This window comes from Tardiphaga sp. GW822-FHT04G09, assembly GCF_058800725.1.
In genome coordinates this window covers 507,427-533,819 of sequence record NZ_JBXAMO010000001.1, presented here as the reverse complement: position 1 = coordinate 533,819, position 26,393 = coordinate 507,427, and the positions used below count along the sequence as shown (strand labels likewise).

Here is a 26,393-nt window from a genome sequence, read left to right as displayed (position 1 = left end):
GGCGGCGGATGTCACACGGAGCTATCGAGAGAGCCGCACATAGGATGCCGGCGAGAATCGCGTGGACATGCAATCTTCTCGCGAGACTTGTTGCAGGCCAGTCGAACAGCGAGGCCTCAGCCTAATTCGGCTGACTGCCCGCCGCGGCGTCGAATACCAGCGTGAACCAGCTGCCCTGCCCGTGAATGCTCTCGGCATTGAACTTCACGTTCGGCGCGTTCTCTTTGAGCGTCTGCAGGATCAGCGCGCCCAGCTTGCGCGGCGATGGCCAATCCTGGCCTTCGCCGAGGCCGACGCCGTCATCGGCGACGACCACAGTTACCCGGCCGCCTTCCAGCTTGCAGATCACTTTGATATGACCGCCGGCGCGGCCCACAAAGGCATATTTCAGCGCATTGGTCAGCATCTCGTTGACGAGCAGACCCGCCGGCATCGCGACATTGATCGACATCGGGCAATAGCCGACCTGGGAATCGAGCGTGATATCCTCCGTCGCGCTGGCAGCCATCACGGCATTGGCGATGTCTGACAGATACTGGCCGAGATCGATGTCTGCTGCGGCGTCCTCGGCCGACAGCGTCCGGTACAACACGGTCAACGCGTCGATGCGGCTTGCCAGCCGTCCCAACGCAACTGCTTCGCCTTCTGCGGCGGACCGGGCTTCGAGCCGCACCAGCGCAGTGATGAGTTGCAGATTGTTCTTCACCCGGTGCTGCAGCTCGCGCATCAGCGTGTCGCGGTCGCGGATCTGGTTTTCGAACTGCTCGATCTGCGCGCGTTCGCGGCCGCCGACATCGACCAGCGCGGCGATCCGAAAATTCTCGACGCCGTCATCGCTCTCGATCACAGAGGCATAGGCCTGCACGATCACCAGCCGATCGATCGGCACCGATGGCCGGAAAACCCCGAGAAAATCCTCGCCGTCGCGGATTGCTTCGCCCAGCGTCTGGCTCTGATTGTCTTCGTTGAGAAAGCCGTCGAGGCAGGTCCAGCTCTGGCCTTCGACATCGGCCGGCGCCATTGCCATCAGTTGCTCAAAGGCCTTGTTGATATAGACGACCTGCTGATCGCTGCCCAATCCGCGCGATATGGCGAGCGCAACGGGAACATGATCCAGAAGATGCTTGTAGCGATCGTTCTCGATCGCCTTTGCAAGCTTCGGGGAACCCAGAATCTGGTCGACCTGTTGGGAAGGCGGAAGCCCGTCGTCGGTGCTCATGCACGGTCCATGCTCATGGACAAACCATGACCAAGCGCACCGCAAAACGCAATGTCAAACGCGCAACACTTCACGCGGATGATGATGTCAGGCCCACCATTTGGGCGGCGTGAAGCGCCCCGAGGCCTGCTCGATGGTTTCGCCGAGCGAGAACAGCGTCTCCTCGTCGAACGGACGCCCGATCAGTTGCAGTCCGAGCGGCAATCCCTGCGCGTCCTTGCCGGCGGGAACCGCGATGCCCGGCAAACCCGCCATGTTCACCGTCACCGTGAAGATGTCGTTGAGATACATCTCGATCGGATCGGCGCCGCCCTTCTCGCCGATGCCGAATGCCGCCGACGGCGTCGCCGGCGTCAGGATTGCGTGGATGCCCTTGGCAAAACACTCCTCGAAGTCGCGCTTGATGAGCGTCCGCACCTTCTGCGCGCGCAGATAATAGGCGTCGTAATAGCCGGCGGAGAGAACGTAAGTTCCGATCATCACGCGGCGACGCACTTCCGCGCCAAAACCTTCAGCGCGGGTATTCTCATACATGTCGTTGATGCTGCGGCCCGGCACGCGCAGGCCGTAACGCACGCCGTCGTAACGCGCGAGATTCGACGAAGCCTCGGCAGGTGCCACGATGTAATAGGCCGGCAGCGCGTATTTGGTGTGCGGTAGCGATACATCGACGAGCTCGGCGCCTGCCGCCTTGAGCTGGGCCGCGCCCTCCGACCAAAGCTTCTCGATCTCGGCCGGCATGCCGTCGATGCGATATTCCCTGGGGATACCGATCTTCATGCCCTTCACGGACTTGCCGATCGCCGCCTCGTAATCCGGAACTTCACGATCAACCGAGGTGGAATCTTTCGGATCGTAGCCGGCCATCGAGCGCATCAGGATCGCGGTATCGCGCACGGTGCGCGCGATCGGGCCGGCCTGATCGAGCGAGGACGCGAAAGCGACGGTGCCCCAGCGCGAGCAGCGGCCATAGGTCGGCTTCATGCCGACGATGCCCGCGAATGCCGCGGGCTGGCGGATCGAGCCGCCGGTGTCGGTCGCGGTGGCGCCGAGACAGAGACCTGCAGCGACCGCCGCTGCCGAACCGCCCGACGAGCCACCCGGCACGAGATTGACGCCCGAGCCGTCGCGCCGCCACGGATTTATCACCGGACCGAAGAACGAGGTCTCGTTCGCCGATCCCATCGCGAATTCGTCATTGTTGAGCTTGCCGAGCATGACGGCGCCATCGCGCCACAGCTGCGACGTGACCGTGGACTCATAAGGCGGCACGAAATTGCCAAGGATCTTCGAACACGCAGTGGTGCGCACATCCTTGGTCGCGAACAGATCCTTGATGCCCAGCGGGACGCCACCAAGCCAGCCGCCCTCACCCTTGGCGAGTTTCGCGTCGGCGGCCTGCGCCATGGCGCGCGCCTGCTCCGGCGTCTCCAGCACATAGGCGTTCAACACGCGCGCGGCTTCCATCGCTGCAAGATGCGCGTCGGTCAGTTCAACTGACGTGAAGGATTTGGTCGCAAGGCCGTCACGCGCCTCGGCGAGTGTCAGCGACGTCAGATCTGTCATCTATTTATTGACCGGGCTGCAAAAGAAGGGAGAGAGCGTCTTGTCGTTTTCAGGCGCGTCGTTCTTGAAGGAGGCGCGACGGAGTTTGTCCTCGGCTTCCTGTGCAGCCTGAACCTTGTCGAGAATGGTATCCATGGCCGCGTCGACGTCCTTGACCTTCCCCTGACGTTCCATCTCGTCGAGGTAGTCCATATAGAGTTGATAGGACTTTTCATCGTCGCAAAGCAGGCACATGGCGTGATCCCGTCTCGAATCTATTCGACGACTTTCGGCACCAGGAAGAAGTGATCCTCGGACTCAGGTGCATTGGCCGTCACCGCGTCGACGATCTCACCGTCATTGACCACGTCGGCGCGCTTCTTCATCTCCATCGGCATCACCGAGGTCATCGGCTCGACGCCGTCGACATTCACTTCCTGCAACTGCTCGACAAAGGCCAGCATCGCGTTCAGCTCGCCCTGCAGATGGGGAACCTCGGCATCAGTGACCGCGATCCGCGCGAGATGCGCGATACGGCGAACGGTGGCAGCATCGACGGACATATAAGAAGCCTCAGGGCAAAATTCAGTCCGCCGTATAGCAGACGGAGGTTTCGCGCCGCAACCGGCGGACACCTCCGCCTTTTCAGCGTCCTAGCCCCGCAATTCGGCCATCCGTGCCAATGCGGCCGCCGCCAGCGACCGCGTCAGCTCTGCCGCAGGCCGTTCGCTGCCCATTCCGACCGACTGTCCGGCCCAGAGATTGGTAAAATCGGTCCGGCCGAGCTTCTCGGCGGCGGCTTTCAGCGGCCCCAGCGCGGTGGCCGCATGCGGGAACGCCGGCGCATCGGGCGATACCGGCCCGACCTCGCGCATCGCCCGGTTGATGACCCCCCGGGCCGGCCGGCCGGTCATGACATTGGTGATGACGGTGGAGGCATCCGACGCCCCGGCGAGAGCCGCACGACCCGGCCCGCTCACCTTGGATTCGGGCGTCCGCAGATAGGCGGTGCCGATCTGCACACCCGCGGCGCCGAGCGCAAAGGCTGCCGCGATGCCCCGCCCATCGGCGATGCCGCCGGCAGCGATCACCGGCACCTTCACCGCATCCACCACTTGCGGCAGCAGCGCGAACAGGCCGGGCTGCGTGGCGATATCCTCGGTCAGGAACATGCCGCGATGACCGCCGGCTTCCGCGCCTTGCGCGATGACCGCATCGACACCGCGCTCCTCGAGCCACAGCGCTTCCTTGACGATGGTCGCCGAGGCAATCACCCGACAGCCGGCCGCCTTGACGCGCTTCAGGAGCGCCGAATCCGGCAGCCCGAAGTGAAAACTGACCACTTCCGGCTTCAGCTCTTCCACCAACGCACACATCGCCTCATCGAACGGCGCACGATTGGCTGCATTGATGTCTGCATTCGGATCGAGCCCGAATTCGGTGTAATAGGACAACAGCCGTTTGCGCCAGTTGGCCTCGCGTGCGGGATCGGCGTTCACTGCCGTGTGGCAGAAGTAATTCATGTTGACCGGCGCGGAGACGCGCTGGCGCACGATGTTGATCTGCTCGCGCGCTTTCTCGGGGGAAATCATTGCGCATGGCAACGAGGCCAGCGCGCCACCCTCGGCGGCGCCGATCATGATGTCGGCATCCTGCACGCCGGCCATCGGCGCCTGCACGATGGGAAACTCGGTGCCGAACAGGTCGATCAGTCTACGGTCAGGCCACATGGTTGCGCTCACATGATGTTGGGGGATCGGCACGCGCGTCGTTGCCGGGCCATGCCGAGGTTACCACGGCTGCACCCGTGCGAGCTATGCGGTTGCGCGGGGGATGAGCATCCACTTGCGCAGCGCCACGCCGGCCCAGATCGCCTCCACCAGCCCGAACGGCCAGGCGCCCTGCAGGAAGCCGTAGAGCGATCCCAGCCCGCAGGCGCCGGCAAAGGCCAGCGTGAACCAATGGCTGCGCGCTTCCAGCGCGTAACAAACCAGCATGGCGCTGACTGCAAACAGTCCGAACAGGCTGAGGTGATCCATAATCGGGGCTCGCGTTTCTGGCTCAGGCCGCTTCTGTACCAACCCGGAGCGCGACGCGCCAATCCGCCCGCTGCGGCACGGGATAATTACGGTGCGGCATTTTGTACGGCGGCTCCGCGTGTTATGCGGGGCGATGCCCGCAGTCATCCTTCCCCTTGTTGAAGCCGCCGCACATCTGCCCGCCCGTGGCGCGCTGATCGGTCTCGATCTCGGCACCAAGACCATTGGTGTCGCGGTATCCGATCCCGATCGCCGTCTCGCCACCGGCATTGAGACCGTCGAGCGCACCGCGTTCAAGGCCGATGCCGCGCGCCTGATCAAGCTTGCCGCTGAGCGAAATATCTGCGGCTTCGTGCTGGGCCTGCCCATCAACATGGACGGCAGCGAAGGACCGCGCGCGCAATCGACACGCGCCTTCGCCCGCAACTTCTCGAAACTGACCGAACTGCCGATCGCCTTCTGGGATGAACGTCTGTCCACATCGGCGGTCGAACGCGAACTGATCGCCAACGATGTCAGCCGCGCCAAACGCGCCAAGGTCATCGATGAGCATGCGGCGATCTTCATTCTTCAGGGCGCGCTCGACCGCCTCGCCGCATTGCTGCGCACGCCGGATATTCGCTGACAATGCTCACGGTATTCGGTGCCCTCGTTCCGGTCTTCCTGCTCATCGTGCTCGGCTACGCGTTGCGGCGCTTGCTGCTGAAACAGAACATCGAGTGGATCGGGCTGGAACAGCTCGTCTACTACGTCCTGTTCCCCGCTTTGCTCATCGACACGCTGGCGCGCGCCAATCTGTCCTCGGTGCCGATCGCAGGCGTTGGCGGCGCGCTGTTGCTCTCCGTCATCCTGATGTCTGCACTGTGTCTGGCGCTACGCCCGCTGCTGGCGCGGGCCATCGGGCTCGACGGCCCCGCCTTCACCTCGCTGTTTCAGGGCGCGACGCGCTGGCAGACCTTCGTGGCGCTATCGGTTGCCGGCAATCTGTGGGGAGACCGCGGTATCACGCTGGCCTCCGTCGGCATGGTCGCGATGATCCCGCTGCTGAATATTCTGGCGGTCTGGGTGCTGGCGCATTACGCCTCGCCGCAGCGCCTGTCCTGGCCGGCGCTGCTGCTGACCATCGCCAAGAACCCGCTGATCTGGGCCTGCGTGATCGGCCTCGCGATCAACCTGGCCGGATTGCCGGTTCCCAAGCCCGCCCACGAATTCCTCGATGCGCTTGGGCGCTGTTCGCTGGCGATGGGTCTGTTGATCGTCGGCGCCGGTCTTCAGCTCGAAGGCCTGCACAGACCTGGCATGGCTGCAGCACTCACGGTCGTTCTGAAGCTCGCCGTGATGCCGCTGATCGCCATGGGCCTCGGCATCGCCTTCGGCCTGTCCGGCACAAACCTCGCGGTGGTCACCTGCTGCGCCGCGGTGCCATCCGCCTCGAACGGCTACATTCTGGCGCGGCAGATGGGCGGCGATGCGGCACTCCTGGCACAGATCCTCACCATCCAGACCATGCTGGCGGTCCTGACCATGCCCGTCTTCATTGCGCTGGCGGAATAGGTTTTTCTTTTTTGAGCATGATCTTGCCCGAAAACCGGTGCCCACTTTTCGGGATCATGCTCTAGGGCGATATCACACCGTTCGCGATCAGCAGCGTCTGAACAGTCGCCGCCAGATTGTTGAGGCCATGCAGATAGATCGTCAGCCATGTCGAGTGGCTGCGATGGCGCATATAGCCGAACAGCAGGCCGATGGTGAAAATCTCGACGAAGAAGAACCAGTCATATTGCAGATGCATCGCCGTCCAGACCAGCGATGATGCCACGATGGCGCCAAATGGCCGCAAGAACGATTCCGACCAGCCGCGATAGAGGAAGCCACGCGCAAAGAACTCTTCGGTCATCGGCGCGCCGACGCAGAACGCGATGACGAGCAGCCACAGCGCGCCGTCGGCACGGGCCGACTTCAGCACTTCCAGCATGAAGGTCGGCGCAGAATCGCGCCCCATGCCTTTTGCGACCAGCTCCCAGGCGCCGACCAGCGCGATCAGCGCCACTGTGCCGATGACGTAGTTTTTCCAGGAGGTGCCGCGCAGTCCCAGATAGTCAGCAAAGGATTGCCGCGCCATGCGCGTCGCCAGCCACAGCGCCAGACACACGGCCGGAAGCCCCATGAGAACGGACGCGGCGATGGTCGTACCGCTGCTCATGGCCTTGATCAGCAGCGTCGCATCGAGCGGCGCATCCTTGATCAAGAGGTAATAGGCGACGACGGTCAGCTGACCGACGAACATCGCTGCAAAGGCGAACAGCCCCCAGAGGCTCGTACCCCAGAATTTCCACACCCGCGGCGGCTTCGTCGCGGGCGGCAGATCCGAGGGGACAACGGGAGCGATCGATGTCTCCAGTGTACTCACTGCGGCAACGCCCGTTCGAGCAGTCCCCGACCCTGAGCTTCGGTCAATTCAGCGGTGCCGTAGATCGCGTTGCGCGCACCATCGAGGCGTGTCCGCGCAAACAGTTCAGCATGGGGCGGATGCACCATGTTCAGCGCGGCGCAGGCCGCCAGCAACGCCAGCGATTCCACCGCCTGCCGCGCAACCCACTCGCTGTCGGGCCGCAGCAAGGTGCGGATGATGAAGGCCGCAGTGTCAGCCGCGCCGGGCAGTCCGCGCGTCTCCAGCATCAGATCCTGCAGCACCGCGGTCGAAGCGTCACCTTCGCGCGACAGCGCCCGCAGCACATCGAGACACATCACATTGCCGGAGCCTTCCCAGATCGCATTGACCGGAGCCTCGCGATAATGCCGTGCCAGAATGCCCTCCTCGACATAGCCGTTGCCGCCCATGCATTCCATGGCCTCGTAAAGGAAGCCCGGCGCCGATTTGCAGACCCAGTACTTCACCACCGGCGTGAGGAAACGCATATAGGCCGCCTCGGACGAATCCTCCGGTGCCACATCGAACGCACGGCACAGCCGCATCACCAGCGCCGTCGATGCTTCCACATGCAGCGCCATGTCGGCGAGCACGCTTTGCATCATCGGCTGATCGGCAAGATGTTTCTGGAACACGCTGCGATGCCTTGCGTGATGCAGCGCATGAGCGAGGCCTGAGCGCATCAATCCGGCGGACGCGGTCGCGCAATCCTGCCGCGTCAATTGCACCATCTGGATGATGGTGCGGATGCCCTTGCCCTCGTCGCCGACGCGCAATGCATAGGCATCGTTGAACTCGACTTCCGACGAGGCATTGGAGCGATTGCCGAGCTTGTCCTTCAGGCGCTGGAAGTTCAGCGCGTTGAGCGAGCCGTCGAGCCGGAACCGCGGCATGAAGAAGCAGCTCAATCCGTCCTCGGCCTGCGCCAGCACCAGGAATGCGTCGCACATCGGTGCCGACATGAACCATTTGTGGCCGCTGATCCGATACGCATCGCCGTCGCGCACCGCGCGCGTCATGTTGGTCCGCACATCCGTGCCGCCCTGCCGCTCGGTCATGCCCATGCCCAGCGTCATGCCGCGCTTGGCCGACCAAGGCGCAAAGCTCGGATCGTAATCGCGGCTGGCAATCACAGGCATCACCTGCGCCAGCACATCCGGCTGCATCGCCAGCGCGCCGACGGCGGCGCGTGTCATGGTGATCGGGCACAGATGTCCGGTCTCGACCTGCGCGGCCATGAAGAATTTTGCGGCGCGCGCCACTTCGGACGCGCCGCGCGCGGACTTGCCGTCACGCGTCCATGTCGAATTGTGAATTCCCGCTGCAATGCTCTGCGCCATCAGCTCGTGGTAGGCCGGATGAAACTCGACCTCATCACGCCGGTTGCCGCGCGCATCGAACGTCCGCAGCTTCGGCGTATTCTCGTTGGCCAGCCGCGCGCGCTGCGCCATCTCGGCGGATCCCCAGAGCTGACCGAATTTGGCGTGGTCGACATGGGCGAACGAGCCCTCATTCATCGCAACCGCTTCCACGAGCGGCCGGTCCAGCTCGAACAGATTGACGTCCTCGAATGGTGGCGACTGGTTGAGCACCGCATGAATGGCAGAGGTGGCGTCGGTCATGAATCAGTTCCGGCTGAAGGCGATATTGCGAATCATTTTACGCCGGATTTTGCCTCAATACGAGGCACCGCAGGATGGGTAGAGCGCAGGCGCGTAAGCGCCGGAGGGCCACCATCGGCGATTTTGTCGCAAAGACGGAATGATGGGTTTCGCTTCGCTCTACCCATCCTACGGCTGCGGGCTTTTATCTCCGGATCGGAAAATCATACGCCTTGGTGCCGATATCCGGCAGCGAGAAGTGCCACCACTCCTTGGCGTAATTCACAAAGCCCTGCCTGCCCATCGCCACCATCAGGAGATTCCGCCAGCGCCGCTGCGCGGGTGAAATCGTACGCGATCCGGTATGCGCCTTGGCATCGGAACAATCGTAACCCGTGCCCATGTCGACGCCGCCCTCGGGCGCGCGCTGCGCTTCCGGCGCAATGCAGCTTGCATAGGCCCTGTTGGGATCGAATGCCGGGGACGCAGGCGCACGCAGGTCGACCAGCGTCAGATCGAGCGCCGCGCCGGTGGAATGGCCGGAGCGCTCGGCGATATAGCCGAGCCTGAACAGATCCGCCTTGCTGAAGGAGGGATTATAGCGCTTCTGCGCCGGCGTCTCGTTGCCATCGCGTGCCCATGCCACCATGTCACGCGACGCCCGCGCCGGGCGATAGCAATCCAGCATTTTCAGCGACAGGTTCTGCGCCATCAGTTCGCGCTGCACCTTCTGCAGAGCGAGGCCGACCGGGCGTTTCACCACACATTCCGCGCTGTCATAGCCGTTCAGTTTGCGGCCGACGAAATTGTTGACGCCGGCATAGCGGATGTCCTGCCGGATCGAGGGATCGATATCCCGCAGGAACACGAAATCGTCAGGCAGGTCTTGCGCCCGCGCAGGCAGGGCGCCCGATGCCAGCAAGAGCCCCGCCGAGATCACCGCCAACAGTCGATCTGGAAAATGTCTCATCAGCGGGCTCGCGATCCAAACGGACGACTTTACGGCGATTTGTACCCGTCATCTTTACCCTGCCACCGGACTGACCGGGGGATAACCGAAAAGCGGGCGAATCGCGCTTGCTCCGCTTTTCAACTCTGCCTATAGCTTTCGTTTTAATGACCCAAGCCACGAAATCCTCTTTCGTCCTCGGACACCGGCATTTGCTGGGCATCGAGGGCCTTTCCGCCGCGGACATCACCGGCCTCCTCGACCTGTCCGAGGAATATGTCGAGCTGAACCGCCAGGTCGACAAGAAGCGCTCCTCGCTGCGCGGTCGCACCCAGATCAATCTGTTTTTCGAGAATTCGACGCGCACCCAGTCGTCGTTCGAACTGGCCGGCAAGCGGCTCGGTGCCGACGTCATGAACATGTCGGTGTCATCGTCCTCGATCAAAAAGGGCGAGACCCTGATCGACACCGCGATGACGCTGAACGCGATGCATCCGGACATTCTCGTGATGCGCCATCACGCCTCCGGCGCCGTCGAACTGCTGGCGCGCAAGGTCGACGGCTCCGTCATCAATGCCGGCGACGGCGCCCATGAACATCCGACACAGGCCCTCCTCGACGCGCTGACCATTCGCAGAAACAAGGGCCGGCTCGAAGGCCTCACCATCGCCATCTGCGGCGACGTGCTGCATTCGCGGGTCGCGCGTTCCAACATCCTGCTGCTCAACACCATGGGCGCACGGGTGCGCGTGGTTGGGCCCTCCACGCTGCTGCCGCCGGGCATCGAGCGTATGGGCGTCGAGGTCGCGCGCGACATGCGCGAAGGTCTCAACGGCGCCGACATCGTGATGATGCTGCGGCTGCAGCGCGAGCGGATGAACGGCTCCTTCGTGCCGTCGTCAGCCGAATACTTCCAGTATTTCGGCCTCGACCAGAAGAAGCTCGCTTACGCCAAGCCCGACGCGCTGGTGATGCATCCCGGCCCGATGAATCGCGGTGTCGAGATCGACTCCATCGTCGCGGACGGTGCGCAATCCCTGATCCGTGAACAGGTCGAGATGGGCGTTGCGGTCCGCATGGCCGTGCTCGAAGCGCTCGCGCGCAACCTCCCGAACGCGTGACGCCATGCTGACAGACCGCCGCCCCATCCTGCTTGCCAATGCGCACCTGATCGATCCATCCACCGATCTCGACGGCGTCGGTGACGTCTTGATCGCCGACGGCGTGATCCGCGATGCCCGCCGTGGCATCGGCGCGGCCGGGGTGCCCGAAGGCACCGACATCATCAATTGCGCCGGCAAGGTCGTGGCCCCCGGCCTCGTCGACATGCGCGCTTTCGTCGGCGAACCCGGCGCCAGCCATCGCGAGACCTTCGCATCCGCAAGCCGCGCCGCCGCAGCCGGCGGCATCACAACCATCATCTGCCAGCCGGATACCTCGCCGACCATCGACAATTCCGCCACCGTCGATTTCGTGCTGCGCCGTGCCCGCGACACCGCGATCGTCAACATCCACCCGATGGCCGCGCTCACCAAGGGTCTCCAGGGCAAGGAGATGACCGAGCTTGGCCTGTTGAAAGCCGCGGGCGCCGTCGCCTTCACCGATGCCGACAAGAGCATCACCAATGCGCAGCTGATGCGCCGCGCCCTCACTTACGCCCGCGACTTCGACGTTCTGATCGTGCATCACACGGAAGACCCCGATCTCGTCGGCGAAGGCGTGATGAATGAAGGCGAGCGCGCCTCGCGGCTCGGCCTGATGGGCATTCCCACGGCGGCCGAAGCCATGATGCTGGAACGCGACATGCGTCTGGTGGCTCTCACGGGCGGCCGCTATCACGCCGCATCGTTGACTTGCGCAGAATCCATCGAGGTCCTGAAGCGGGCGCGCGATGCCGGGCTTCGCGTGAGCGCCTCAGCCTCGATCAATCACCTGACGCTGAACGAGAACGACATCGGGCCCTATCGGTCATATCTCAAGCTGTCGCCGCCGCTGCGCGTCGAGGAAGACCGCCGGGCGCTGGTGGCGGCCGTTGCCTCCGGGCTGATCGACGTCATCATGTCCGATCACAATCCGCAGGACGTCGAAACCAAGCGCCTGCCATTTGCCGAAGCTGCGCCGGGTGCCATCGGCCTCGAAACGATGCTGTCGGCGGGATTGCGGCTGATCCACAATGGCGAGCTCACTTTCACCCAGTTGATCCGTGCGATGTCGACACGCCCGGCCGAACTGCTCGGCCTGCCCTGCGGCACGCTGCGCCCGGGCGCCGTCGCGGATATCATTGTTATTGACGCCGACGTGCCATGGGTGCTGGATCCCGCAGACCTGAAGTCGCAATGCAAGAATACACCGTTCGACGAGGCCCGTTTCACAGGCCGGGTCGCGCGCACCATCGTCGGCGGGCGTACCGTTTACGAGCACGTCTGACGCGATAAGCGTGTCTTAAAGCACCGAAAGCGCGGAGCGCGTCTCAGAGCAGAGGTCCGATGATTGTTCTCTACCTATTTGCTGCCGCGCTTGGCTATTTCCTTGGCTCGGTTCCGTTCGGGTTGGTGCTGACCAGGCTCGCCGGCACGCAGGACATCCGCACCATCGGCTCCGGCAATATTGGCGCCACCAACGTGCTGCGCACCGGACGCAAGGGCCTTGCTGCGGCCACGCTGCTGCTTGACGCCCTCAAGGGCACCGTCGCGGTCATCATCGCAGGCAGCGTCGGCGGTCCCGTCCCGGCCATGATCGCGGGCCTCTTCGCTTTCCTGGGCCATCTCTTCCCGGTCTGGCTCGGCTTCAAGGGCGGCAAGGGCGTCGCTGTCTATATTGGCATCATGTTCGGCCTGTACTGGCCGGCCGCCGTGGTGTTCTGCCTCGCCTGGCTCGCCTGCGCCTTCTCCTCGCGCTACTCGTCATTCTCGGCCCTGACCGCCAGTGCCATCACGCCAATCTTCCTGTGGTGGGCCAAGGCCCCGCAGCTCGCCGTGCTGGCCACCGTGCTGACACTGCTGCTGTGGTTCATGCATCGCGAGAACATCAAGCGACTGCTGAACGGCACCGAAGGCAAGATCGGGCAGAAGTAGTCGCCATCAGAACACCCGCGCGCCCTGCTTCGCGTCGAGATCGAACTCCCAGATCTCGACACCGCGGCTGATCAGGTAGCCGTTGTTCTTGATGTAGTGCGAGATCAGACTCACCTTCGAATGCGGGTGAAGGTGTTTGAGCACGAACAATATTTTCCGATAGTCCCGCGGCGCGGCGCTGAAGAGCAGCATGGCTTCGTTCATGCCCCTGATCTTGGCCCTCGGCGTACCGCCCGACACGGTCCAGGTATAGGACTTGCACTCCACCAGTATGCGGGGACTGTCGCTGCCGAGATCGAAGCGCTTGTTCTTCTGCAGCCGATGGCCGACGGGAACGACGAAATTGCGCGCCAGCTGCACGCCTTCGGAGTGAAAGAAAATCTGCGCCGCCTCTTCGAACTCACGCCCGACGGCGGCGTTGCTGGACGCCCCGATCCGCTGAAAGTTGTTCACGTCCCAAAGCATTGCCATCACTGAACACAAGCCATTCGGGCTCGCCCCTACTCTCGCACCTCAGGCGAGAATGTCAATTGAATACATCCTTAAGTTGATAGATGCTTTCCTCCGGGGGCATGGCTTTGGACAACATCTCACAGGGCAATACACACCTCAGCGACGCCCAGCGGCTCGACTGGCTGCGGCTGATCCGCAGCGACAATGTGGGGCCGCGCACGTTCCGGTCGCTGATCAATCACTTCGGCAGCGCCAGCGTTGCGCTGGAACGATTGCCCGATCTGGCACGCCGCGGCGGCGCGGCCCGCGCCGGCCGGATCTGCAGCGCGGACGATGCGCAGCGTGAAATCGACCTCGGCCGCAAGATGGGCATCATGCTCGTTGCGCCTGGTGAGCCCGGCTATCTGCTGCGTCTGGCGGGTATCGACGACGCACCGCCTTTGCTCGGCATCCGCGGCAAAGCAGATGCGCTGATGCGGCCGATGATTGCCATCGTCGGTTCTCGCAATGCGTCCGGTGCGGGACTGAAATTCGCGGAGAGACTGGCACGCGATCTCGGCGACGCCGGCTTCGTGATCGTGTCGGGCCTCGCACGCGGTATCGATCAGGCCGCGCATCGCGCCAGTGCGACCAGCGGCACGGTCGCCGTGTTGGCCGGCGGTCATGACAAAATCTATCCGCCCGAACACGAGGACCTGCTGTTCGCCCTGCTGGACAACGGTGGCGCGATTTCGGAGATGCCGCTCGGCCATGTTCCCCGTGCACGCGACTTTCCCCGCCGCAACCGCCTGATCTCCGGCGCAGCCCTCGGCGTCGTGGTCATCGAAGCGGCGCATCGCTCGGGCTCGCTGATTACCGCACGGATGGCCGCCGAACAGGGGCGCGAAGTGTTCGCCGTGCCGGGCTCGCCGCTCGATCCCCGCGCTGCCGGCACCAACGACCTCATCAAGCAAGGCGCCGCGCTAGTGACCGAAGCGGCCGACGTGATCAATGCCGTTACGCCGATCATGGAGCGGCCGATCGAATTGCCGAGCCGTGAACCTGATGACATCTCGTCGTTCGACGAACCGGATCACAGCGACCGCGCGCGCGTCATCGCTCTGCTCGGCCCGAGCCCGGTCGGCATCGACGATCTCATCCGCCTCGCCGGCACGTCGGCCTCCACGGTGCGCATCGTACTGCTGGAGCTCGAGCTTGCCGGACGGCTGGAGCGTCATGGCGGAGGCTTGGTGTCGATGATCTGAGGACTCAGTCCTCCGAATTGCGCCCGTCGAAGTCTTTCCGCGCCGTGTCGATGTCGGAGAGATGATCCTTGGCCCATGCGCCAAGCTTCATCACGGGATCGCTCAGCCCGTGGCCGAGATGTGTGAGTTCGTAGTCCACGCGCGGCGGCACCGTCGGAAACACCGTGCGCGTCACCAGCCCGTCGCGTTCGAGCCCGCGTAGTGTCAGGGTCAGCATCCGCTGCGAGATGCCGCCAATCATGCGCTTCAACTCGTTGAAACGCCGCGGGCCATCGCCGAGCAGCATGATCACCAGCACGCTCCATTTGTCGCCGACCCGCGCCAGCACCGACGCGACGCCGCGGCAGTCGTTGGCGTTGTGCCCCGGCGGAACGGGCGGCAAAGCAGGCACCTTTTTGTGCTCGGGTTTCAAAATTGTGCCTTCTTGCGCAGTTTCGGACAGTCACTCATGTAGCGTCAGTTACAAACTTATACCATGAGGCGACCATATGAAACTCCTTCATCTCGATTCCAGCGTGCTTGGCCCGAACTCCGTCAGCCGTCAGGTGACGGCGGCCATCGTCAACCGGCTGGGCAAGGCCAGCCCCGGCCTGAACATTATCTACCGCGATCTCGCGGCTGCCCCGTTGAGCCATCTGTCCGGTTCCCATCTTGCCGCGGCGCAAGGGGCCCCGGCCGATGCGGCGATCCAGGCTGAGGTTGCCGAAGGCAATGCTGTGCTGGAGGAGTTCCTGGCCGCCGATGTCGTTGTGATCGGCGCACCGATGTACAATTTCTCGATCCCGACCCAGCTCAAATCATGGATCGACCGCATCGCGGTGGCCGGCAAGACCTTCAAATATGGCCCTGACGGCGTCCAGGGCCTGGCCGGTGGCAAGCGGGTGATCATCGCGGTATCGCGTGGCAATTTCTACAGTGCCGGCAAACCCGCCGCCGTCTACGAACACGTCGAAACCTATCTGCGCAGCGTGTTCGGCTTCATCGGCGTGACCGATATCGAAATCATCGCCGCCGACGGCATCGGTGCCGGGCCGGAGCATCGTGAGAAAGCAATCGCCGATGCCCTGCAGGCGGCCACGGATCTACGCGCGGCGTAACCACTGTCATTCCGGGGCGCGGGCGCATCTTCGCGCACGCAAACCCCAGCCACTCCAATTGGAGTGGCTGGGAATCCCGAAGTGAGTTTCAACCAATGGAGATCCCGGGCTCCCGCCGTCCGCTTACGCGGACCGCCGGTCCCCGGGATGACGGTGTGCTCTCACTAGCTACGATAGGCCGGTGCGCCAGCGGGCGACGACGTCACGCCACCATCGACGAAAATCTCAGCGCCCTGGATGTTCGATGCATCATCCGACGCGAGAAACAGCACGGTCTTCGCAACTTCTTCCGGCTTGCCGAAACGCCCGAGCGGAATGGTCATCGAGATGCGCTTTTCAAGTGCTGCTCTTGCTTCCGGCGTCGGCGCAGAGCGATCCCAGATCGGTGTCGATGTGCCGCCGGGCGATACGACATTGACGCGGATATTGCGCGGCGACAGCTCGGACGCCATCACGCGGGCCATGGCGCGCACGCCGGCCTTGCTCGCGGCATAGGCGGCATAGCCGGGATTGCCGAGCACGGAGATCACCGAGCCGTTGAGAATGATCGACGCGCCATCGTTGAGATGCGCAACCGCGGCCTGCACGGTGAAGAACACCGCGGTGATGTTGGTTTTCAGCACGGATTCGAACACATCGAGCGCGGTGCCACCCACCGGCGTGTGCGCGCTGATGCCTGCATTCGCGAACACGATGTCGAGCTTGCCGAACTTCGCCACGGCTTCAGCCACCGCCTTCTCGGTCGCTGCAATATCGGTCGCGTCGGCCACGATGCCGATGGCATTCGCGCCGAGTTCGGCCACCGCGGCATCGAGCTTGGCCTTGTCCCGGCCGGTGATGGCAACCTTGGCGCCTTCTGCCACGAACAGCTTGGCCGTGGTCAATCCGATACCGCTATTGCCGCCCGTGATGAGAGCCGTCTTGTTAGCCAAACGCATGATGATCTCCTGATGATCAAGTGGTTGCTTTTTAAAACCACATGGACATTTAGAGCGGATGGTTTCATAATGCAACCACATGTCCCCCGATCACTGGATTTCTTTTCCGCCCCGGAAAGTCGCATGGCCAAACGAACCAGTCTGAAAGATTCGACCTGTCCGGTCGCACGATCCATGGAGGTGATCGGTGACTGCTGGACAATGATGATCATCCGCGACGCCATGCTGGGTGCACGGCGCTTCGGTGAATTCCAGAAAAGCCTGGGCTTGGCGAAGAACATTCTCGCCGCACGGCTGAAGGCGCTGGTCGAGGACGGCATCCTGAAGCTGGAGCCGGCGGCCGACGGCAGCGCCTATCTGGACTATGTGCTGACCCCGAAAGGCGAGGCCGTGCATCCGATCATGGTGGCACTGCGCCAGTGGGGTGAGGAATTCTCCTTCCAGCCCGGCGAGCCCACGACGATCATGGTGGATCGCAAGAACGGCAAGAAGATCAAGAAGTTGGAGCTGCACGCAGCCGACGGCTCGCTGCTCGGCTATGGCGACACCCGGATCGAGCCATCAACGGCTTGACGGCTTGCAAAGGCCGCCCGGTCGCAAAATCTCCTCGGTTTCCAAATGCGCCATGTCCAGCAGGTAAGCGAGCATGTCATGGCGATGGCAGCGTGCCATCAGCGACAGGTCGCGAACCGCACCCTTTATATAAAGTGCCGCTTCCTCCGGTCCGCCATCGCCCTGCGCAGGATCATCCGGAAGTGGCGATGTCATGGGTATTCCCTGGCCCGGCATTCCGGGTGAAATCAGCGGCAACGAAGCATCAAATCATACCGTTATTGGTTGCATTTTACAGCCCTTGGTAATTGTTTCGGAGCCCGCAGCCACGGCCATCAACAACTCACGATTTGACACGGGACCCCTTCGCACCCATGTTCGCCGCGAAACGGCTGGCGCGACTCTCGCAGACCCAAGCCGGATTCCCCCTTTAAGTTATTGGAATCACATGAATCTCGTCATTGTCGAGTCGCCTTCAAAGGCCAAGACGATCAACAAGTATCTGGGCAAGGACTATGAGGTCCTGGCGTCGTTCGGCCATGTCCGCGACCTCCCGGCCAAGAACGGATCGGTCGATCCCGACGCCAATTTCCAGATGATCTGGGAGATCGACCCGAAGGCCAACAGCCGGCTCAACGACATCGCCAAGGCCGTCAAGGGCGCCGACAAGCTCATCCTCGCGACCGACCCTGATCGCGAAGGCGAGGCGATCTCGTGGCACGTGCTCGAAGTCCTCAAGCAGAAGCGCGCGCTGAAGGATCAGAAGATCGAGCGTGTGGTGTTCAACGCGATCACCAAGCAGGCCGTCACCGACGCGATGAAGAATCCGCGCGAGATCGATGGCGCGCTGGTCGATGCCTATATGGCGCGCCGTGCACTCGATTATCTGGTGGGCTTTACGCTTTCTCCAGTGCTGTGGCGCAAGCTGCCCGGTGCCCGCTCCGCGGGCCGCGTGCAATCGGTCGCGCTGCGCCTGGTCTGCGACCGCGAGCAGGAAATCGAGAAGTTCATCCCGCGCGAATACTGGTCGCTGGTGACCACGCTCGCCACGCCGCGCGGCGAGAGTTTCGAAGCCCGCCTGGTCGGCGCCGACGGCAAGAAGATCCAGCGTCTCGATATCGGCACCGGTGCCGAAGCCGAAGACTTCAGGAAGGCGATCGAAGCCGCCAACTTCACGGTCTCCACCGTCGATGCCAAGCCCGCGCGCCGCAATCCGCAGGCGCCGTTCACGACCTCCACGCTGCAGCAGGAAGCCAGCCGCAAGCTCGGTTTTGCGCCGGCGCACACCATGCGCATCGCGCAGCGTCTGTATGAAGGCATCGACATCGGCGGCGAGACCACCGGTCTCATCACCTATATGCGAACCGACGGCGTGCAGATCGATCCCTCCGCCATCACGCAGGCGCGCTCTGTCATCGGCGAAGACTACGGCAAGCAATATGTGCCGGACGCCGCGCGGCAATATACGAGCAAAGCCAAGAACGCCCAGGAAGCGCATGAAGCGATCCGCCCGACCGACATGTCGCGTCGCCCGGCAAGCCTGCGCGGCCGCCTGGATACGGATCAGTCGCGGCTCTATGAGCTGATCTGGATGCGCACCATCGCCAGCCAGATGGAATCCGCCGAGATGGAGCGCACCACCGTCGATATCGCCGCCAAGGCGGGATCGCGGATTCTGGAACTGCGCGCCACCGGTCAGGTCGTGAAGTTCGACGGCTTCCTTGCGGTCTATCAGGAAGGCAAGGACGACGACGCCGACGATGAGGATTCACGCCGCCTGCCCGCCATGAACGAAGGCGAAGCGCTGAAGAAAGAGAACCTCGCCGTCACCCAGCATTTCACCGAGCCGCCGCCGCGTTTCTCGGAAGCATCACTGGTGAAGCGCATGGAAGAGCTCGGCATCGGCCGGCCCTCGACCTATGCATCGATCCTGCAGGTGCTGAAGGATCGTGGCTATGTCCGCCTCGAGAAGAAGCGTCTCTATGGCGAGGACAAGGGCCGCGTCGTCGTCGCCTTCCTCGAAAATTTCTTCGCCAAATATGTGGAGTATGACTTCACCGCGGCGCTGGAAGAGAACCTCGACAGGATTTCCAACAACGAGATTTCCTGGCAGCAGGTGCTGAAGGATTTCTGGACCGACTTCATCGGCGCCGTGAACGAGATCAAGGATCTGCGCGTGGCGCAGGTGCTCGACGCCCTCGACGAGATGCTCGGCCCACACATCTACGCCCCGCGCGAAGATGGCGGCGATCCTCGCCAGTGCCCGACCTGCGGCACCGGCCGTCTCAACCTCAAGGCCGGCAAGTTCGGCGCCTTCGTCGGCTGCACCAACTATCCGGAATGCCGCTACACGCGCCCGCTCGCCGCGGACTCTGGCGCCAATGCCGATCGCGTGCTCGGTCCCGATCCGGTGTCGGGTCTCGAAGTTGCGGTGAAGGCCGGACGCTTCGGGCCCTATATCCAGCTCGGCGACGCCAAGGATTACGAGGAAGGCGAGAAGCCGAAGCGTGCAGGCATTCCGAAGAACACATCGCCCAGCGATGTCGAACTCGATATGGCGCTGAAGCTGCTGTCGCTGCCGCGCGAGATCGGCAAACACCCGGAGAGCGGCGAGCCGATCACCGCAGGCCTCGGCCGTTTCGGACCGTTCGTGAAGCATGAGAAGACCTATGCCAGCCTCGAGGCCGGCGACGAGGTATTCGATATCGGCCTCAACCGCGCGGTCACGCTGATCGCCGAGAAGATCGCCAAGGGCCCGTCAGGCCGTCGCTTCGGCGCCGATCCCGGCAAGCCGCTCGGCGATCATCCGACCCTCGGCGGCGTCGCCGTGAAGGGTGGACGCTACGGCGCCTATGTCACCGCCGGCGGCGTCAATGCGACGATCCCGAGCGACAAGACGCAGGAGACCATCACCCTCGAAGAAGCCGTCGCGCTGATCGACGAGCGCGTCGCCAAGGGCGGCATCAAGCCGAAGCGCGGTGCCAAGAAGGCGCCGGCGAAGAAGGCTGTCGCCAAGAAGGCCGACGCAGCCGAGAAGAAGCCGGCGGCCAAGAAGGCTGTTGCAAAGAAAGCCGCGGCAAAGCCGAAGGCTGAAACGGCCGCGGCAAGCAAGGCACGCGCGCCGGTGAAGGCAAAGACATCGCCTGCGAAGAAGAAGGCTGCGAAAACGGTCGCGAAGAAGAGCGCTGGCTAGAGCCTTTTCGGTTCTGATGATATCAGAACCAAGGCTCTGTCTTTTTGTTTTGACGCGTTTTCTTGGCGCGAACCGGAAACCACTTCGCTTGAAAACGCTATAGAACGGATAATTGTGAGCAAGAAACGCGACAGCAGCTTTCCAACCAGGGATGCCATCGTCGCGTTTATTCGCGCGTATCCCGGCAAGATCGGCACCCGCGAAATCGCGCGTGAATTCGGACTGAAGAACGCCGCCCGCGTCGAGTTGAAGCGCATGCTGCGCGAACTCGCCGACGAAGGCGCCATCGCCAAAAAGGGCCGCAGCGTGCGCGAGCCTGCTGCGATGCCGCCGACGGTGCTGGTGGACATCACCTCCAGGGATGCCGAAGGCGAGTTGATTGCCACGCCTGTCGAATGGGACGAGGCAGACGGCGTCGCGCCGAAAATCCGAATTCACACGCCGCGCCGTCCCCTGCCCGGCACCGCGGCCGGCGTCGGCGACCGCGCATTGCTGCGCATCGAGAAGATCGAGAACGATGGCGAGTTAGCCAGCTATCAGGGCCGCGTCGTACGGGTGCTCGAAGGTGCCCGCACGCGCCTGCTCGGCATCTATCGCGCGCTGCCCAATGGCGGAGGACGATTGATCCCGGTCGACAAGAAGCAGGCCGGTCGCGAACTCAACATCGCCGCGTCAGACGCCAACGGCGCCGAGGACGGCGATCTCGTCAGCGTCGATCTCATTCGCACGCGTGGCTATGGCCTCGGCTCCGGCAAGGTGAAGGAACGGCTCGGTTCGCTCTCCTCCGAGAAAGCGGTCAGCCTGATCGCGATCCACTCGCACGATATCCCACAGGCGTTCTCGCGCGACGCGCTGAAGGAAGCGGAAGCCGCGCAGCCTGCGACGCTGCAAGGACGTGAAGACTGGCGCGACGTGCCGCTGGTCACCATCGATCCGCCGGACGCCAAGGATCACGACGACGCCGTCTATGCCGAACGCGATTCCGATCCGAACAATGCAGGTGGATACATCGTCACCGTCGCCATTGCGGATGTTGCCTTCTATGTGCGTCCCCGTTCTGCGCTCGATCGTGACGCACTGCTCCGCGGCAACTCGGTCTACTTCCCCGACCGCGTCGTGCCGATGCTGCCGGAGCGCATTTCCAACGACCTCTGTTCGCTGGTACCGGGCGAACCGCGCGGCGCGCTGGCCGTACGCATGGTAATCGGCGCCGACGGACGCAAGAAGTCGCACCGCTTTCACCGCATCCTGATGCGTTCGGCGGCGAAGCTGAATTACGCGCAGGCGCAAGCCGCCATCGACGGCCATCCCGACGATACCACCGGCCCGCTGCTCGAACCGATCCTGAAGCCGCTCTATGCGGCCTACACGCAGGTAAAGCTCGCGCGCGACGAACGCGATCCGCTGGACCTCGATATCCCCGAGCGCAAAATCCTGCTCAAGAAGGACGGCACCGTCGATCGTGTCGTGGTGCCCGAGCGTCTCGACGCCCATAAACTCATTGAAGAGTTCATGATCCTGGCCAACGTGGCCGCAGCGGAGATGCTTGAAAAGAAGGGTCTGCCGCTTATCTATCGGGTACATGATGAGCCTTCCGTGGAGAAGGTTCACAACCTGCAGGAATTCCTCAAGACCCTCGACATGTCGTTCGCGAAAGCGGGCGCGCTGCGGCCGGCGATATTCAATCGCGTGCTGTCACAGGTCAAAGGTCACGATTCCGAGCCGCTGGTGAATGAAGTGGTTTTGCGCTCGCAAGCCCAGGCGGAATATGCCGCCGAGAATTACGGACATTTCGGTCTGAATCTGCGGCGCTACGCGCATTTCACATCGCCTATCAGGCGATACGCGGATCTGATCGTGCATCGCGCACTGATCCGCGCGCTCGGTCTCGGCGAAGGTGCATTGCCTGACACCGAAACGATGGAAACCCTGAGCGAGGTTTCTGCGCAGATTTCCGCTACCGAACGCCGGGCCATGAAGGCTGAACGCGAGACATCCGACCGCCTGATCGCGCATTTCCTGGCCGACAAGATCGGCGCAACCTTCCGGGGCCGGATCTCCGGTGTCACCAGGGCTGGACTCTTTGTCCGATTGACCGAGACTGGCGCCGATGGCCTGATCCCGATCCGCACGCTGGGCACCGAATACTTCAACTATGACGAAGCTCGCCACGCCCTTGTCGGTACACGCAGCGGTGCCATGCACCGGTTGGGCGACGTCGTCGACGTCCGTCTGGTCGAGGCAGCCCCCGTCGCTGGTGCCTTGCGGTTTGAAATGCTCTCCGAGGGCGATACCGCCCCACGGAGCCGCCGACGCGAACATGCCCGCAGCAATGACGCTGCAGACCGGCCGCGTCATCCGGGTGCCAAACCTTCTGGTACGACGAAGTTCAAAATGTCGAAGAAGCAGAAGGCACCCAAGAAAGCCAAACCCGGGCGCAATGCGCGGCAGGCTGCCAAAGCTGACAAGGCTCGCTCCGGGCGCGACCCCGGCAAGCCTACAAAGGGGTAACGCCATGATGACATTGACCACACCGAAGATCTGGAGCGCGACGTTGGATTCCTCCGCCAAGCGCAACGTCTGGACCGCGATGAAGCACGGCTTCGCCTGCCGTTGCCCGAACTGCGGCGAAGGCAAGATGTTTCGCGCCTTCCTGAAGACCGCAGATCACTGCGACAAGTGTGGCCAGGATTTCAGCGCGCATCGCGCCGACGATCTCCCCGCCTATCTCGTGATCGTCATCGTCGGTCACATCGTCGTGCCGATCGCATTGTGGATCGAGACCAACTATTCGCCATCGGTCGCGCTGCAACTTGCGATCTATCTACCGATCACACTGATCGCGTCGCTGCTGTTGTTGCAGCCGGTCAAGGGCGCCGTGGTCGGATTGCAGTGGGCATTCCGCATGCATGGATTTGGCGACGGCCCGGCCGACTGATACATTCTCCGTCTGCTTGAACAGCACGTAATAAGAAGAATTTCAGGAGACGGAATGAACGAGAAAGTCGAGATCGGCAAGGAAGCCGACCACCATCCCTATAAGCGTCCGCGCGACGCTGCGACCCTGATGCTGGTCGATCGCTCCGGTCCGATTCCGAAAGTGCTTGTCGGCAAGCGCCACGACAAGGTGGTGTTCATGCCCGGCAAGTTCGTCTTCCCCGGCGGCAGTGTCGACAAGACCGACAACAAGATTCCGGTGGCTGCACCTTTGCCGCCGGAGCTTGAAGCCAACCTGATGAAGGGCAGCCCGAAGACGCCGCCGTCGCGCGCGCGTTCGCTCGCTGTCGCCGCGATCCGCGAAGCCTGCGAAGAAACCGGTCTCTGCCTCGGCCGCAAGGTTGACGGCACGACGAAGAAGCTCCCCGGCCCGTGGGAAGCCTTCAGCGATGCCGGTCTCCTGCCCGATCCCTCCGGCCTGTTTCTGATCGCCCGCGCCATCACACCGCCCGGCCGCATCAAGCGTTTCGATACCCGTTTCTTCACGGCGGATGCCTCTGCCATCGCGCATCGCGTCGAAGGTGTGATTCATGCGGATGCCGAACTGGTGGAACTGGTCTGGGTCGAGCTTGGCTCCGCACATCTCGCCGATGCGCACGCAATGACGAAGAACGTGCTCAATCAATTGCAGCAGCGTCTCGCCACTGGCCCGTTGCGTCACGATGCGCCACTGCCCTTCTTCCACTGGTACAGTGGCAAGATGCAACTCGACATGCTGCCGGGAGATGCTTGAGAAGATCAGATAAGCCGATCACGCGTGTTCGGCCTATTTTTGCTGTTTCCTTGGCGGGATAGTTGGTGCAACGCAGTAGCAGCTACCACCTTCTCGCTCATGGGATTCCCAGTTGTGGGACAGATGAATTGGACGCCGGAGGCCAGCCTTCGACATTTGCCCGCACGTCATTGGAGTATCGTCGCAAGGCGTCGGCACTCAGCCAGCGTGCAAGCGTCGAAGCTGACCCGCGGAAAGTTCGCGCATTGCTACAACTTGCCATCTCGTGGATTCAGGTTGCTGAAAACGAAGAACTGATGGCGAGCGAGTATCGCACCAACACACACATGCACAGTTTCTGACACGGGAAGACGCCGCATGCGCGGCGCCTTCCTGTCGGACAAAGTCCATTGTCAGATCTGCGCCAGGCCACCATCGACGAACAATTCTGCACCGGCAACGAAGCTGGAGTCGTCCGATGCCAGGAACAGCACCGCCTTGGCAACCTCGTCCGCGGTACCGAGACGGCCGAGCGGCACGATGGTCTTGAGATAGCCCTTCACATCGTCATTGGCGAAGACATCGAGGCCGGGGGTCTGGATCGGTCCGGGACTGACCACATTGACGCGGATTTTGCGCGCCTTGAGATCCGCGGTCCAGCTGCGCGCAAACGAGCGGATCGCTGCCTTGGTGGCGTTGTAGACGCTGAAGGACTCCATCCCCTTCGATCCCGATACCGACCCGGTGAGAACCACGGAAGCGCCGTCGGACAGCAGCGGCAATGACTGCTGCACCGTGAACAGGACGCCCTTCACATTGATGTCGAACAACTTGTCATAGACGTCTTCGGTGATCTGGCCGAACGGGCTGAATTCATAACCGCCGGCATTGGCAAACAGCACATCGATCTTGCCCTTGGCCGCCTTCACCGTATCGAACAGATGCGCGAGATCGGCGAGCCTGGCAGCATCCGCCTTCACGCCCACGGCCTTCGGGCCGAGCTGCTTCACGGCGGCGTCGAGTTCGGCCTGGCGGCGACCGGTGATGAAGACATAGGCGCCCTCGTCGACGAAACGCTGGGCGGCGGCCAGGCCGATGCCGGCACTGCCACCGGTGACAACTGCGATCTTACCTTCGAGTTTGCGGGTCATGATGCTCTCCATTTGATGTGGGGGCGGCGCCATCGCCGTCCGACCAGGAGAACATGCTCCATCCACTGTGGAGTGGTTATGGGCTTGATCGGATATCATTTATCCGTATTTTGAATGAATGACCGATACTGTCGCCCTCTTCCAAGCCTTCATCCGGGTCGTTGAGGCCGGGTCCTTCAGCCGTGTCGCCGCAGAGCAGAATTCCAGTCAGCCGACGGTCAGCCGGCAGATCGCCACGCTGGAAGATCATCTCGGCACCCGTCTGTTCACCCGCACCACCCGCAGGCTGACGCTGACCGATGACGGCCGCGGCTTCTACGAGCGCGCCAAACTGGCGCTGGAGGCCGTTGCGGAGGCCGAGGGCGCGGTTGGCCGACGCCGGGCCAGACCATCAGGCACGTTGCAACTGGCCCTCCCCGTGGTGTTCGGCCGGCTGCGTGTGATCCCTCACCTGAAGGGCTTTCTGGCACGTTACCCCGACGTCAATGTCGACCTCGTGATGAATGACGGCTTCAGCGACCTCGTCGAGGACGGCATCGATCTCGCGATCCGATCCGGCGTGGTGACCGACCAGAACCTGATCGCCAGAAAGATCGGCGTGACACGCCGTATCCTGGTGGCCTCGCCGTCCTATCTGCGCGGCAGGACAATGCCGGCGCATCCCACCGACCTCGCAGGTCACGACTGCATCCCCTATACGCGCTTCACCGCCGGCGTGACCTGGCGCTTCGAAAGTCCTGAGGGCCCGATCGCCATCGAAGCCACAGGACCGGTGCGCACGCAGAGTTCTGAGGGCGTTCGCGAAGCCGTGATGTCCGGCCTCGGCATCGGCTTCGTCCCGATCTGGCATTTCACCGATGAGATCGAGACGGGCCGTCTCATCGTGCTGCTCGAAGCGTTCGAACCGAAACCGGTGCCGATCAGCGCGGTCTATCCCTCGCGCCGCTTCGTGCCGCAAAAGACCCGCGTCATGATCGACTATCTGGAAACGCAATTCGCGATGGACCCGACGCTGAATCCGAAGAAGGGATGAGCTCCGTCCTCATGGTGAGGAGGCGCTACTTTAGCGCCGTCTCGAACCATGAGCGCCCGTCTCCATCCTTCGAGACGCGGCGAAGACGCCGCTCCTCAGGATGAGGTTCTGCGGACAATCTCCAAATCGCAATAATCTTCTCGTGAGCAGCATCTACCTGCACGC

At 62.9% G+C, this 26,393-nt stretch carries 28 protein-coding genes; 14 read left to right on the top strand and 14 right to left on the bottom strand.

Features of this window, described 5'->3' with window-relative positions:
- Nucleotides 1-121 precede the first annotated feature (121 nt).
- The 6 genes from AC1RLZ_RS02600 to AC1RLZ_RS02575 form a co-directional block, all read right to left on the bottom strand.
- Nucleotides 122-1,219, bottom strand: a complete 1,098-nt coding sequence (locus AC1RLZ_RS02600; protein WP_493187344.1) for a sensor histidine kinase — start codon at nt 1,217-1,219, stop codon at nt 122-124.
- An 87-nt stretch (nt 1,220-1,306) separates the two neighbouring features.
- Nucleotides 1,307-2,785, bottom strand: coding sequence for an Asp-tRNA(Asn)/Glu-tRNA(Gln) amidotransferase subunit GatA (gene gatA / locus AC1RLZ_RS02595; protein ID WP_493187343.1), 1,479 nt, complete (start codon nt 2,783-2,785; stop codon nt 1,307-1,309).
- A complete protein-coding gene (locus AC1RLZ_RS02590; RefSeq protein ID WP_371422766.1) occupies nt 2,786-3,019 on the bottom strand; it encodes a hypothetical protein in 234 nt (77 codons plus the stop codon). It abuts the gene before it with no gap.
- 20 nt (nt 3,020-3,039) lie between these two features.
- Nucleotides 3,040-3,327, bottom strand: coding sequence for an Asp-tRNA(Asn)/Glu-tRNA(Gln) amidotransferase subunit GatC (gatC, locus tag AC1RLZ_RS02585; protein WP_093761362.1), 288 nt, complete (start codon nt 3,325-3,327; stop codon nt 3,040-3,042).
- Between the two features lie 90 nt (nt 3,328-3,417).
- The gene (locus tag AC1RLZ_RS02580) at nt 3,418-4,494 is read right to left on the bottom strand and encodes an NAD(P)H-dependent flavin oxidoreductase (RefSeq protein ID WP_493187342.1); all 1,077 of its coding nucleotides are present in this window, start codon (nt 4,492-4,494) and stop codon (nt 3,418-3,420) included.
- Between the two features lie 84 nt (nt 4,495-4,578).
- The gene (locus tag AC1RLZ_RS02575) at nt 4,579-4,803 is read right to left on the bottom strand and encodes a hypothetical protein (RefSeq protein WP_493187341.1); all 225 of its coding nucleotides are present in this window, start codon (nt 4,801-4,803) and stop codon (nt 4,579-4,581) included.
- A 133-nt stretch (nt 4,804-4,936) separates the two neighbouring features.
- Here AC1RLZ_RS02575 and ruvX point away from each other — a divergent pair, with 133 nt between their 5' ends.
- A complete protein-coding gene (gene ruvX, locus AC1RLZ_RS02570) occupies nt 4,937-5,428 on the top strand; it encodes a Holliday junction resolvase RuvX (protein WP_089263773.1) in 492 nt (163 codons plus the stop codon).
- 2 nt (nt 5,429-5,430) lie between these two features.
- Complete coding sequence (locus tag AC1RLZ_RS02565) at nt 5,431-6,357, top strand: AEC family transporter (protein WP_493187340.1); 927 nt, start codon at nt 5,431-5,433, stop codon at nt 6,355-6,357.
- A gap of 61 nt (nt 6,358-6,418) precedes the next feature.
- Here AC1RLZ_RS02565 and AC1RLZ_RS02560 read toward each other — a convergent pair whose 3' ends face one another.
- From AC1RLZ_RS02560 to AC1RLZ_RS02550, 3 genes are all read right to left on the bottom strand, one after another.
- Nucleotides 6,419-7,213, bottom strand: a complete 795-nt coding sequence (locus tag AC1RLZ_RS02560; protein WP_493187339.1) for a CPBP family intramembrane glutamic endopeptidase — start codon at nt 7,211-7,213, stop codon at nt 6,419-6,421.
- Nucleotides 7,210-8,856: an acyl-CoA dehydrogenase family protein gene (locus AC1RLZ_RS02555; protein ID WP_493187338.1), complete on the bottom strand. Its 1,647-nt coding sequence runs from the start codon at nt 8,854-8,856 to the stop codon at nt 7,210-7,212. The genes AC1RLZ_RS02560 and AC1RLZ_RS02555 overlap by 4 nt, the downstream gene beginning before the upstream one ends.
- Before the next feature lie 184 nt (nt 8,857-9,040).
- Entirely contained in the window at nt 9,041-9,805 is a 765-nt protein-coding gene (locus tag AC1RLZ_RS02550; protein WP_493187337.1) for a M15 family metallopeptidase, read from the bottom strand.
- A gap of 146 nt (nt 9,806-9,951) precedes the next feature.
- Between AC1RLZ_RS02550 and AC1RLZ_RS02545 the strand changes: the two genes are divergently transcribed.
- The 3 genes from AC1RLZ_RS02545 to plsY are packed head-to-tail and all read left to right on the top strand — an operon-like array spanning nt 9,952 to nt 12,858.
- Nucleotides 9,952-10,905, top strand: a complete 954-nt coding sequence (locus AC1RLZ_RS02545) for an aspartate carbamoyltransferase catalytic subunit (RefSeq protein WP_371422775.1) — start codon at nt 9,952-9,954, stop codon at nt 10,903-10,905.
- Nucleotides 10,906-10,909: 4 nt separating this feature from the next.
- Complete coding sequence (locus tag AC1RLZ_RS02540) at nt 10,910-12,211, top strand: dihydroorotase (RefSeq protein ID WP_371422776.1); 1,302 nt, start codon at nt 10,910-10,912, stop codon at nt 12,209-12,211.
- 59 nt (nt 12,212-12,270) lie between these two features.
- Entirely contained in the window at nt 12,271-12,858 is a 588-nt protein-coding gene (gene plsY, locus AC1RLZ_RS02535; RefSeq protein ID WP_371422777.1) for a glycerol-3-phosphate 1-O-acyltransferase PlsY, read from the top strand.
- Between the two features lie 6 nt (nt 12,859-12,864).
- On the opposite strand, the gene AC1RLZ_RS02530 is transcribed toward plsY, so the two are convergent.
- Entirely contained in the window at nt 12,865-13,311 is a 447-nt protein-coding gene (locus tag AC1RLZ_RS02530) for a hypothetical protein (protein ID WP_371422778.1), read from the bottom strand.
- 125 nt (nt 13,312-13,436) lie between these two features.
- Between AC1RLZ_RS02530 and dprA the strand changes: the two genes are divergently transcribed.
- Nucleotides 13,437-14,555 (top strand): DNA-processing protein DprA, encoded by a 1,119-nt coding sequence (dprA, locus tag AC1RLZ_RS02525; RefSeq protein WP_493187336.1) that lies wholly within the window; start codon nt 13,437-13,439, stop codon nt 14,553-14,555.
- Between the two features lie 4 nt (nt 14,556-14,559).
- Here dprA and AC1RLZ_RS02520 read toward each other — a convergent pair whose 3' ends face one another.
- Entirely contained in the window at nt 14,560-14,946 is a 387-nt protein-coding gene (locus tag AC1RLZ_RS02520; protein WP_371422780.1) for a winged helix-turn-helix transcriptional regulator, read from the bottom strand.
- Nucleotides 14,947-15,043: 97 nt separating this feature from the next.
- Here AC1RLZ_RS02520 and AC1RLZ_RS02515 point away from each other — a divergent pair, with 97 nt between their 5' ends.
- A complete protein-coding gene (locus AC1RLZ_RS02515) occupies nt 15,044-15,652 on the top strand; it encodes an FMN-dependent NADH-azoreductase (protein WP_493187335.1) in 609 nt (202 codons plus the stop codon).
- 164 nt (nt 15,653-15,816) lie between these two features.
- Here the strand turns inward: AC1RLZ_RS02515 and AC1RLZ_RS02510 are convergent, their stop codons facing one another.
- Complete coding sequence (locus tag AC1RLZ_RS02510; protein ID WP_371422782.1) at nt 15,817-16,590, bottom strand: SDR family oxidoreductase; 774 nt, start codon at nt 16,588-16,590, stop codon at nt 15,817-15,819.
- Between the two features lie 123 nt (nt 16,591-16,713).
- Between AC1RLZ_RS02510 and AC1RLZ_RS02505 the strand changes: the two genes are divergently transcribed.
- A complete protein-coding gene (locus AC1RLZ_RS02505; protein ID WP_493187334.1) occupies nt 16,714-17,163 on the top strand; it encodes a winged helix-turn-helix transcriptional regulator in 450 nt (149 codons plus the stop codon).
- Here the strand turns inward: AC1RLZ_RS02505 and AC1RLZ_RS02500 are convergent.
- The gene (locus AC1RLZ_RS02500) at nt 17,152-17,358 is read right to left on the bottom strand and encodes a hypothetical protein (RefSeq protein ID WP_493187333.1); all 207 of its coding nucleotides are present in this window, start codon (nt 17,356-17,358) and stop codon (nt 17,152-17,154) included. The genes AC1RLZ_RS02505 and AC1RLZ_RS02500 overlap by 12 nt on opposite strands.
- A 232-nt stretch (nt 17,359-17,590) precedes the next feature.
- On the opposite strand from AC1RLZ_RS02500, the gene topA reads away from it, so the two are divergent.
- The 5 genes from topA (at nt 17,591) to AC1RLZ_RS02475 (ending at nt 24,406) form a co-directional block, all read left to right on the top strand.
- Complete coding sequence (gene topA, locus AC1RLZ_RS02495) at nt 17,591-20,335, top strand: type I DNA topoisomerase (RefSeq protein WP_493187332.1); 2,745 nt, start codon at nt 17,591-17,593, stop codon at nt 20,333-20,335.
- Nucleotides 20,336-20,449: 114 nt separating this feature from the next.
- Nucleotides 20,450-22,846 carry a ribonuclease R gene (gene rnr / locus AC1RLZ_RS02490; protein WP_493187331.1) on the top strand — a complete coding sequence of 799 codons (2,397 nt, stop codon included), beginning with the start codon at nt 20,450-20,452 and terminating at the stop codon, nt 22,844-22,846.
- A gap of 4 nt (nt 22,847-22,850) precedes the next feature.
- Nucleotides 22,851-23,273, top strand: a complete 423-nt coding sequence (locus AC1RLZ_RS02485) for a DUF983 domain-containing protein (RefSeq protein WP_493187330.1) — start codon at nt 22,851-22,853, stop codon at nt 23,271-23,273.
- 54 nt (nt 23,274-23,327) lie between these two features.
- Nucleotides 23,328-24,065: an NUDIX hydrolase gene (locus AC1RLZ_RS02480; protein WP_493187329.1), complete on the top strand. Its 738-nt coding sequence runs from the start codon at nt 23,328-23,330 to the stop codon at nt 24,063-24,065.
- 128 nt (nt 24,066-24,193) lie between these two features.
- A complete protein-coding gene (locus tag AC1RLZ_RS02475; RefSeq protein WP_493187328.1) occupies nt 24,194-24,406 on the top strand; it encodes a hypothetical protein in 213 nt (70 codons plus the stop codon).
- Nucleotides 24,407-24,457: 51 nt separating this feature from the next.
- Here the strand turns inward: AC1RLZ_RS02475 and AC1RLZ_RS02470 are convergent, their stop codons facing one another.
- Nucleotides 24,458-25,195, bottom strand: a complete 738-nt coding sequence (locus AC1RLZ_RS02470) for an SDR family oxidoreductase (protein ID WP_493187327.1) — start codon at nt 25,193-25,195, stop codon at nt 24,458-24,460.
- Nucleotides 25,196-25,313: 118 nt separating this feature from the next.
- On the opposite strand from AC1RLZ_RS02470, the gene AC1RLZ_RS02465 reads away from it, so the two are divergent.
- A complete protein-coding gene (locus tag AC1RLZ_RS02465) occupies nt 25,314-26,228 on the top strand; it encodes a LysR family transcriptional regulator (protein WP_493187326.1) in 915 nt (304 codons plus the stop codon).
- The last annotated feature ends 165 nt before the right edge of the window (nt 26,229-26,393 follow it).